Source organism: Noviherbaspirillum massiliense JC206, from assembly GCF_000312045.1.
GTDB lineage: Bacteria > Pseudomonadota > Gammaproteobacteria > Burkholderiales > Burkholderiaceae_D > Noviherbaspirillum > Noviherbaspirillum massiliense.
Genome location: NZ_HE978634.1, coordinates 3,046,638 through 3,053,610, shown reverse-complemented (window position 1 = coordinate 3,053,610; position 6,973 = coordinate 3,046,638). Strand labels below are relative to the sequence as shown.

The 6,973-nt window shown below is 62.0% G+C and carries 7 protein-coding genes and 1 pseudogene; 4 read left to right on the top strand and 4 right to left on the bottom strand.

Features of this window, described 5'->3' with window-relative positions:
* The 4 genes and pseudogenes from HGHM_RS21435 to HGHM_RS14950 form a co-directional block, all read left to right on the top strand.
* Positions 1-723, top strand: a pseudogene (locus tag HGHM_RS21435) (hypothetical protein); the annotation flags it as partial.
* A 9-nt stretch (positions 724-732) separates the two neighbouring features.
* Positions 733-1,638 carry a metal ABC transporter substrate-binding protein gene (locus HGHM_RS14960; protein ID WP_026076063.1) on the top strand — a complete coding sequence of 302 codons (906 nt, stop codon included), beginning with the start codon at positions 733-735 and terminating at the stop codon, positions 1,636-1,638.
* Entirely contained in the window at positions 1,635-2,408 is a 774-nt protein-coding gene (locus HGHM_RS14955) for a metal ABC transporter permease (RefSeq protein WP_034348546.1), read from the top strand. Before HGHM_RS14960 ends, HGHM_RS14955 begins: the two co-directional genes overlap by 4 nt.
* Before the next feature lie 138 nt (positions 2,409-2,546).
* Positions 2,547-3,263, top strand: a complete 717-nt coding sequence (locus HGHM_RS14950) for a glutathione S-transferase (RefSeq protein ID WP_019142357.1) — start codon at positions 2,547-2,549, stop codon at positions 3,261-3,263.
* A 15-nt stretch (positions 3,264-3,278) separates the two neighbouring features.
* Here the strand turns inward: HGHM_RS14950 and HGHM_RS14945 are convergent, their stop codons facing one another.
* From HGHM_RS14945 to HGHM_RS14930, 4 genes are all read right to left on the bottom strand, one after another.
* A complete protein-coding gene (locus HGHM_RS14945) occupies positions 3,279-4,094 on the bottom strand; it encodes a type 2 periplasmic-binding domain-containing protein (protein ID WP_019142356.1) in 816 nt (271 codons plus the stop codon).
* A 30-nt stretch (positions 4,095-4,124) separates the two neighbouring features.
* Positions 4,125-4,898 (bottom strand): ABC transporter permease, encoded by a 774-nt coding sequence (locus HGHM_RS14940; RefSeq protein WP_026076062.1) that lies wholly within the window; start codon positions 4,896-4,898, stop codon positions 4,125-4,127.
* 107 nt (positions 4,899-5,005) lie between these two features.
* On the bottom strand, positions 5,006-6,001 hold the full coding sequence (locus tag HGHM_RS14935; protein WP_019142354.1) for an ABC transporter substrate-binding protein: 996 nt from the start codon (positions 5,999-6,001) through the stop codon (positions 5,006-5,008).
* Entirely contained in the window at positions 5,998-6,771 is a 774-nt protein-coding gene (locus tag HGHM_RS14930) for an ABC transporter ATP-binding protein (protein ID WP_019142353.1), read from the bottom strand. The genes HGHM_RS14935 and HGHM_RS14930 overlap by 4 nt, the downstream gene beginning before the upstream one ends.
* Between the last annotated feature and the right edge of the window lie 202 nt (positions 6,772-6,973).

Genomic DNA, 6,973 nt, shown 5'->3' with positions numbered 1-6,973 from the left:
CTGGCGCCGACCGAGCGCTTCTTCGAGCTCGGCGTGGAAGCCGGTAACGGCGGCAGCTTTCCCGGCAATGACCGCAACAGGAACGGCATCGGCGCCGTGGCGCTGTTCGCCCATGTCGGCGACGATATCGGGGAAAGCGCGAGCTGGCGTGCCGGCCTGTCCTACCTGCATACCGGATCGAGCGACCGGCCGTACGAGGATGTGGACAGTGCTGGTGCCGGCGTGACAAATGCGATCAGCGGGCATGCGAATACCTGGATTGCCGATGCCGTCTACAAATGGGCACCCAACGGCAATGCCACGCAGACCAATTTCAAGCTGCAGGGCGAATACTTCCGCCGCAGGGAAAACGGCACGCTCGCCTTTGATACGAGCGGGCAGGCGCTGGCAGGACGTTACGCGTCGGCGCAATCCGGCTGGTATGTGCAGGGCGTCTATCAATTCATGCCGCGTTGGCGCATGGGGTTGCGCTACGACAAGCTGTATTCCGGCACGCCGCAGATCGGGCTGGTCGGCAACGGCGCACTCGGCGCTGCCGATTTTCCTCAGCTGGCTTCCTACAATCCCTCCCGCACCAGCCTGATGTTCGATTATTCGCCGTCCGAATTCAGCCGTCTGCGCCTGCAGCTGGCGCAGGACAAATCACGTCCAGGCGCGACCGACAACCAGGTCTTCCTCCAATACATCATGAGCCTCGGCGTTCATGGCGCACATACCTTCTAGGAGTTCCACATGAAAAAATTCTTTATGGCCTTGACGGCAGCCGCGGCGGCGCTGGCAGCGGCATCTTCCCATGCGACAGTCAACGTGCTGGCCTGCGAACCGGAATGGGCGGCGCTGGCAACGGAAATCGGCGGCGATAAGGTGAAAGCATCCAGCGCCACCACCGCCCTGCAGGACCCGCACCGGATCGAGGCGCGGCCCAGCCTGATTGCAAGGACGCGCAATGCCGACCTGCTGGTGTGCACTGGGCTGGAGCTGGAAGTGGGCTGGCTGCCGATCCTGCTGCAGCAGTCCGGCAATCCAAAAATCGTTCCGGGGCAGCCGGGCTACCTTGAAGCCGGCTCGCTGGTGCCGCGCCTTGACGTGCCGGCACGACTGGATCGCAGCGAAGGGGATGTGCACGCCGCAGGCAATCCGCATATCCAGCAGGATCCGCGCAATATCGCGCGCGTGGCCGATGCGCTGGTCCAACGGCTGGTCCAGATCGATGCCGGCAATGCCGCCTATTACCAAGCTCGGTACAAGGATTTCTCCGCACGCTGGAATGCTGCGATCCAGAAATGGACGCAGCAGGCAGCGCCCTTGAAAGGCATCGCCGTCGTCGAACATCACAAGAACATGGCGTATCTCCTGAACTGGCTCGGCATGCGCAGCGTGGCAACGCTGGAGCCCAAGCCCGGGGTCGAACCGAGCGGTGCGCATCTTTCCGCACTGATCAGCCAGCTCCAGCAGCAGCCGGCGAAGATGGTCCTGCGCGCAGCCTATCAGGATGGGCACGCCTCGCAATGGCTGTCCGAGCACGCCCATATTCCTGCAGTGGTGCTGCCGTTTACCGTCGGCGGCGACGATAAGGCGAAAGACTTGTTCAGCCTGTTCGACGACACCGTGCAACGCCTGCAGGAAGGTGCTAAATGAACCTCGGTGCTAATGACTTAATGATCATCGTCCCTGCCTTCGTGGCGGGCTTGCTGGTGCTCGCCACCCATGTGCCGCTGGGTGCCCAGGTGCTAAAGCGCGGCATCGTGTTCATCGATCTGGCGATCGCCCAGATCGCTGCGCTCGGCGTCATCGTAGCTGGAATGGCAGACCTGGACCAGGGCTTGCTGGTGCAGCTTGCCGCCGGCGCAGCCGCGGTATTGGGCGCCTTCCTGCTGACCTGGACCGAGAAGCGCTGGCCGGAGGTACAGGAAGCGCAGATCGGCGTGCTGTTTGTGCTGGCTGCAACCGGCAGCCTGCTGCTGCTTGCGCACAATCCCCACGGCGGCGAGCACTTGCGGGACTTGCTTGCCGGGCAAATCCTGTGGGTGCGTTACGAGCAATTGCCGGTACCGGCGATCGGCACGATCGTGATCGCCCTGGGCATCCTGTTCCGGGAGAAGCTGGGGCGCCTCGGCTTTTATCTGCTGTTTGCCCTGGCGGTCACGATTTCGGTGCAGCTGGTCGGCGTCTACCTAGTGTTTGCCAGCCTGATCATTCCCAGCCTCGGGGTCCGGAATTATCCGGAGCGCAGACGCTTGCCGCTGGCTTACTTGGCCGGCATCGGGGGTTATGTCGCCGGCCTGCTGATTTCCATGGTGTTCGATCTTCCATCGGGTGCGCTGATCGTCTGGTGCCTGACGCTGCTGGCGATCGCAATGTATGCCATGGGTCCGCGCAATGACAAGTTGGGGAAACATGGTGTCTAAGGGCTGGCGGAAGAAGGTCGCTTCTTTGACAAAGCTCATCTGATTGCCTCGGAGAGACCAGTATGGATGCGCCGCATGCCATACTGGTCCAAAGTCATGTTGACTCATCCGCCTATGCAAGCAGGAAAGAGCTTTCCCATGCGCTATGAACTCTATTACTGGCCGACGATACAAGGCCGCGGCGAATTCGTCCGTCTTGCGCTGGAAGATGCGGGCGCGGACTACATCGATGTGGCGCGCACCGATACCGGCATGGAAGCGATGATGGATTTGCTGGAAGGTGCGGAGGTGAACCATCCGTCGTTCGCGCCGCCCTTCCTGAAAGCCGGCGAGCAGCTGATCGGGCAGACCGCCAATATCCTGCTGTTCCTCGGGCCCAAGCTGGGGCTAACGCCGAAGGAAGAGGCGGGACGCCTGTGGGTGCACCAGCTGCAGCTCACCATCGCGGACATGGTGACGGAAGTGCATGACACCCATCATCCGATTGCAAGCGGCCTGTATTACAGGGACCAGAAGCCGGAAGCCCTGCGCCGCGCAGCAGACTTCACCGCGGCGCGGCTGCCGAAATTCTTCGACTATTTCGAAGCAGTGATGGAGCGCAATCCGGGCGGCGATGAATACCTGGTGGGCAAGACTGCCACCTACGCGGATCTCTCGATGTTCCAGATGATCGCCGGCTTGCGCTATGCCTTCCCGCGCACCATGAAGAAGCTGGAGCCGGATTATCCGCGGCTGCTTGCGCTGCATGACCGCATTGCCGCGCGCCCGGGCGTCGCCGCCTACCTGGCATCAGAGCGGCGGCTGCCGTTCAACCAGGAGGGAATATTCCGGCATTACAAGGAACTGGATGGCTAGCGCCGTGAGCTGCGCTCAGTGGCAATCCGGAACATCCTGGTCGAGGTAGACCTCGAACGCGATGCTGCGCGCCTGCTTGTTCACCAGTTGCGCCAGCATGCCGCTGGCCTGCCATTCGGCCGCGACCTGTTTCAGGTAAACCTCGGCCTTGGGATCGCGTGCAGGCACGGCAAAGACCAGGGGCGTGCGCTGGCCGGCCGGAAGACGGGCGGAGAATTTTTTCCATTCCGGCAGCTTGAGCAGCTCTTCCAGCAGCACATCGTCATGCACCGCCGCATCGCATTTGCCGGTACGCAGCGCCAGCAGGGAATCGGCCGGCGCCTTGAACACTTTCTCGACAGCGCCGTACTGGGCAGCGATGGTGCCCGCATAGCGCCCATCCCCGGACAGGCAAACCGTGCGTCCTTTCAGCTGGTCCCAGCTCTTGATGTCGGTGTCGGTGCGCATGATCGCCATCGGCGCAGCGGCATAGCCGGTGGGGACGATGACAGCGGTGCGCCGCAGCGGGTCATTGCCGGGCGGCGCCGCCAGCACGACATCGGCATCGCCGCTGGCGAGAAGCTGGGGCCGCTTCGCCGCGTCGGCTTGCAGGGGAGCGGGTTTGACCCGCAGGCGACGCGAAACATCCTGCACCAATGCGGTGGCAATGCTTTCCGGCGTGCGGAACTTGGTGGTTGCCACGTACTCCGGAGCCACATGATCGACCCCGGCCAGCAGGCTGCCGCGCTGCCGGGCACGATCGATCGAGCTGTCGGCCGATGCCCCCGCGCTGGCGCAGGTCAGTGCTGCAAGGGCCAGGATGTGCGGGAGAGAGGGCGGCTTGATCAGCATGGTGGTATTCCTGTGAAACGTGTTTCCGATTCAGACGTACTGGTAACGCAACACCCGGTGCTTCAGGTTTTCCAGCAGCAGCTGGTCGATCAGCGGGGCAAGGATGGCGATCGTGAGGATGTTGGTCATCACGCCCACCATGTCGGCGGTCTCGCCGGCATAGGCCAGGGAACGGCCCAGGCCCTTGCCGAAGCCGACCAGCATTTCGGCGGAAATCAGCGCGCGCCAGGCATTGCCGAAGGCGAGCTGGGCGCCGGTGATCAGTTCCGGCATGACGGCCGGCAGGTAGACCCGCTTGAGCATGTCCCACTGGCTTGCGCCCATCACGCGCGCGGCCGAGATCTGGACTTTCTGCACGCTTTCGGTGGCGTTCATTACCGACAGGGCGGCCGGGAAGAAGGCGGCGAGCGCCACCACCACGATGATCGGCACGTTGCCGAAGCCCATCAGGATCAGGAACAGCGGCACCCAGGCAATGGAAGGAATCGACTGCAGGATGATGATGGCCGACTTCAGCACTTCACGGAAGAAATACAGCACGCCGCCGATCAGGCCGAAGCCGATACCGAACAGCAGGGCAATGCCATAGCCCCAGCCGAGGCGCGTGAGACTGCCCCACAGGGCGGTGCGGAAGGCCGCCGTCTGGATTTCTTCCCACAGGCGCGCCAGCACGGTCGGCACGCCCGGCATCAGGAAGGACGGCAGGAACCAGGCAGCGACCTGCCACAGCAGGAGAATCAGAAAGATCGCCAGAACCATGGCGAGTTTCTTCTGGAGACCGGAGAGACGAATCTGAGTACTCATAAGACTTCAAAATGACAGATGGCCGGTTTTTTCGCCGGCCATCCTTGATTGGGGGGGAAATGCCGCAGTATAGCAATCCCTGCCCGCCGCGCGTAAGCGCGGGAATATTACAGCTTGCGTTCCTGCTGCCAGCTCAGGTCAAGAATGTTCTTGACTTCGAAAGGCTTGCCGTCGCGGGTCTTGAGCGCGCCCTGTTCCTGCATGATGCCGGCGATTTCCTGCATGCGCGCCTGTTCCTTGGGTGTCAGTGCGGCGCTGAAGGTCTGGCTCTTGATGGCGCTGGTGATCACGGCTTCGCGCGGCACCTCGCCCTGCTTGAGCGTCTTGAGCGTCGGCTCGGCAATGAAGTAGCCGGCAATCAGTTTCGAGGCTTCAGCCGGCTTCTTCTGCAGCAGGTCGATCGCTTCGCGCTGCGCGTCGAGCGACTTCCAGACGGCGTCCTTCTTCTTGTTCAGGGTGTCGCCGGAGGTGATGACCACCATGCAGGGGAAGGGCCAGACTTCGCCGATCTCGTAGACCTGCTTGACCGGTGCGATCAGCTTCGCGATGCTGGCCTGAGGCTCGAACAGGAAGGCGGCATCGACACGCTTGCCGACCAGCGATTGCACCGCGACTTGCGGGCTGACGCCCATCACGTTCACGTCATCGGCCTTCAGGCCGGCTTCCTTCAATACCACGCCTTTCAGGACGGTGTCGGCAGTGCTGCCTTCGGCCTGCGACGCGAGCGTCTTGCCTTTCAGGTCGGATACCTTCTTGATGCCGGCATCATCGCGCGCCAGGATCGCATGGTAGCCAGTCTGCGCGCCGCCCACGACTTTGAGGTCGGCCCCCTTGGATGCCCAGGCTACCGCATTGGTGAAGCCGAGCACGCCGGTGTCGAGCTGGCCGCCGACGATGGCCTTGATCAGGTCGGTGCCGGACTTGAACTCGACCAGTTCGACATCCAGGCCATGCTTCTTGTAGAAGCCGCCTTCATAGGCGGCAATCGCCTGCGCATCGTCCATCACGCGCAGGTAGCCGACCTTGAACTTGTCGGCCGCCATAGCCTGGCCGGCCAGTGCGAATGCGGCCAGGGCCGGGATCAGGAATTTCGTGAATTTCATACTTCTGCTCCTTCGAGTAATTTCGAAATATCGTTTTGTTCTGCATGAATGCCCAGCAGTCCCAGGATCTCGCGGCGCATACCGGCAAATTCCGACAGGTCGTGCGACTTCGCGTGATGCGAGAGGTTGAATTCCTTGAGTACCTTCGCCGGGCGCGGGCTGAACACCAGAATGCGGTCCGCCAGGAACAGGGCTTCGTCGACGTCGTGCGTGACCAGCAGCACGGTCGGGCTCATTTCCCGGATCAGCTGCAGCAGCACATCCTGCAGGGTCATGCGGGTCAAGGCATCGAGCGCGCCGAAGGGTTCGTCCAGCAGCAGCACCTTCGGATTGGCAATGAAGGCGCGTGCCAGGGCTGCACGCTGGCGCATGCCGCCCGATACCTGGTGCGGATAATAATTTTCAAAGCCCTTCAGGTTGACCTTTTCCAGCCAGCCCAGCGCCTGCTTGTGGGCTTCGCGCTTGTCGATTTTCTGGAATTCGAGGGCGAGCGCGACGTTCTGGGCCAGGGTCAGCCAGGGATACAGGGCGTTTTCCTGGAACATCAGGGTGCGTTCCGGATTAGGGCCGGCAACCGGCCTGCCATCGGCCAGGATGCGGCCGCTGCTCGGCTGCTCCAGTCCGGCTGCCAGATGCAACAGGGTCGATTTGCCGCAGCCGGAAGGACCGACCAGGGCCACGAGTTCACCCTGTTCGAAGTCGCGGCTGAAATTGTCGATGACCTGCAGGCCGGAAAAACGCTTTTCGATATTGTTAAAGGACAGTTTCATCGGAATTCATTTCTCGTGGGTGAGAGGCGGGCCCGAAGTTTCAGTGGCGAGGCTCGGCGAGGGGCGGCTTTCGATGTGCCGAGCAAGGTTTGGGGCCTGCTCAATTACTTTTAGTAATAAGCGACTTTAATCAGAGGCAGGCAAGAGTGCAACGATTTTTAAGAATTATGCTTATGCAAAGAGCGAATAAGCCTTCTGCCGT